Source organism: Spirillospora sp. NPDC049652 (genome assembly GCF_040675125.1).
Classification (GTDB): domain Bacteria; phylum Actinomycetota; class Actinomycetes; order Streptosporangiales; family Streptosporangiaceae; genus Spirillospora.
This window is the reverse complement of record NZ_JBFAOF010001036.1, coordinates 1-2,397: the sequence shown is the minus strand read 5'-3', so window position 1 is coordinate 2,397 and position 2,397 is coordinate 1. Positions and strand designations below refer to the sequence as shown.

General features: G+C 75.9%; 2 protein-coding genes. Both read right to left on the bottom strand.

The features are described 5' to 3' along the window. Positions 1 to 221: 221 nt before the first annotated feature. Positions 222 to 1,289: a mannose-1-phosphate guanylyltransferase gene (gene manB, locus AB0J52_RS36525; RefSeq protein ID WP_500187483.1), complete on the bottom strand. Its 1,068-nt coding sequence runs from the start codon at positions 1,287 to 1,289 to the stop codon at positions 222 to 224. Positions 1,290 to 1,444: 155 nt separating this feature from the next. After that, the coding region (locus AB0J52_RS36520) for a glycosyltransferase family 4 protein (RefSeq protein WP_500187482.1) at positions 1,445 to 2,397 on the bottom strand (953 nt) is incomplete at its 5' end.

The window sequence follows — 2,397 nt, the reverse complement described above, 5'->3', positions numbered from 1 at the left end:
CGGACCGCACGCCAGTACCCGCCGCCCGTGTCGACGGCGAACGCCGGGTCGCCGGTGCCGCGCCGGTGCGGCCCGATGACCAGGCCCACGTCGACGGGCCACGGCGGCCGCCACACCCGCTCCAGAATGCCGACCTCCCCATGCCGCGCATATCCCAAAATATGCGACGGCCACGGCGGGGCGGCCGCCCGGAATCCGGACGTCCGCCCTGCTCAGCGGTGTCAGGCGTCGGTGGAGAACCGGACGGCCGTCGGCGGCAGCGAGATCCCCGGCCAGAGCCGGAGCCCGTCACGCAGCTCGTTGCCCGGGCCGACGCTCGCGCCGTCGCCGAGGATCACCCCGTCCAGCACCGCGCCGGGACCGACCCGCGCGCCGCGCCCGATCACCGAGTCGCGGACGGTCGCGCCCTCCGCGACGAACGCGCCGTCCTGCAGCACGCTGCCGAGCACGGTCGCGCCCGCCTCGATCTCCGCGCCGCGGCCGACCGTCGTGCCCTCCCGCACCACCGCGCCGTCCGACACGACCGCGCCGTCCAGGAGCAGCCGGTCGCCCGGCTCGCCCGGCATCGCGGGCGAGGCGATCCGGCCGAGCACCAGGTCGCAGGAGCCCCGCACGAACGCCTCGGGGGTGCCGACGTCCAGCCAGTACGCCGACTCCACGTACCCCATCACCGGCGCCCCGGACGCGATCAGCGTCGGGAACGTCTCGCGCTCGACCGACACCACCTCGCCGAGCGGGATCGCGTCGATCTCCGAGCGCCGGAACACGTAGCAGCCCGCGTTGATCTGGTTGGTGACCGGCCGCGCCGCCTTCTCCAGGAACGCCGTCACCCGGCCGTCGCCGTCGGTCGGGACCACGCCGAACCGGGACGGGTCGTCCACGGTCGTCAGGTGCAGCGTCGCCGCCGCGTCCGACCGCTTGTGCAGCTCCACCTGCGCCCGGACGTCGTGCCCGGACAGGATGTCGCCGTTCAGGATCAGCACCGGCTCGTCCGGGCCCGAGGTCAGCGCCGTCGCCGCGTTCCGGATCGCGCCGCCCGTGCCGAGCGGCTGCCGCTCGCTGACGTACGCCAGGTCGACGCCCTGCGCCCGGCGGCCGAACGCCGCCTCGAACATCTCGGCGCGGTAGGACGTGGCGAAGATGATCCGGGTGACGCCCGCCTCCCGCGCCCGCGCGAGCTGGTGGGCGAGGAACGCGACCCCGGCCGTGGGCAGCAGCGGCTTCGGCGTCGAGATCGTCAACGGGCGCAGCCGGGTTCCCTGTCCCCCGACCAGCAGGATCGCTTCCACTGGGCTCCTTCAGCGCGGTCCGACACCAATCGCCGCGAGCCTAACGGGTTCCGCGACGACTCGTTCCGCGCCGTGAAGGGCCCGGCGTACTGCCAGGTCAACATGGATGTGACGCCGGTTACCGCACCGCCGCGCGCGGCCGGCGGGCCGGGTCGTCAGGACGGGTGGGACGCCGAGTACTCCGCCACCGCGCGCGTGTAGGAGTCCAGGTGGGCGCGCGCCGAGTCCTCCCAGGTGAAGCGCTGGGCGCGCGCCGACGCCGCCTCGGCCAGTTCGAGCCGCCGCTGGGGCGCGTCCAGCAGCGCCGACAGCGCCTGCCCGATCGCGGACGGGTCAGGCTCGGTGTAGGCGACGGCGTCCCCGCCGACCTCGGGCAGCGGGCCGCGCCGCGTGGTCAGGACCGTCCCGCCGCAGGCCATCGCCTCCAGAACGGGGAGCCCGAACCCCTCGCCCCGGCTCGGCAGCGCCACCACCAGCGCCCCGCCCAGGAACCCCGGCAGCAGCGACCACGGCAGGTACCCCGACCGGACGACCCGCAGGTGCGTCGGGACGACCGCGAGCGCCGCGTCGACCTCGTCGTCCCAGCCGCCGCCGCCCGCCAGCACCAGCGCCGGCGGGTCGGCGCGGCCGTCGCACGCCCGGACCCAGCCGCGGATCAGGTTCGGCACGTTCTTGCGCGGCTCCAGCGCGCCCAGGTACGCCACGTACGGGTGCCCGTGCAGGCCGAGCCGGTCGGAGACCTTCCGGACCTCCTCGGCGGCGGGCCGCCGGAACACGTCGTGGTCGACGCCGTGGGGGGCGACGTCGATGCTGCCCGGCTCGGCCCCCAGCAGCCGGACCAGGTCGTCCCGGACGGCCCGGGACGGCACGATCATCCGGGTCGCGCGGCGCGCCGCCGTCCGGGTCGCCGACCTGATGTAGGACGCGCGGAGCGGGTCGTGCCGCTCGGGCTCGGCGAACAGCGTGACGTCGTGGATCGTCACGACCGTCGGCAGGCCCGCGTGCACCGGGATCGCGTAGTTCGGCAGGTGCAGCACGTCCGCGCCGACCTCGGCGGCCATCCGCGGCAGCCCGGTCTGCTCCCAGGCGAGCCGGGCCGCGCGGTGCG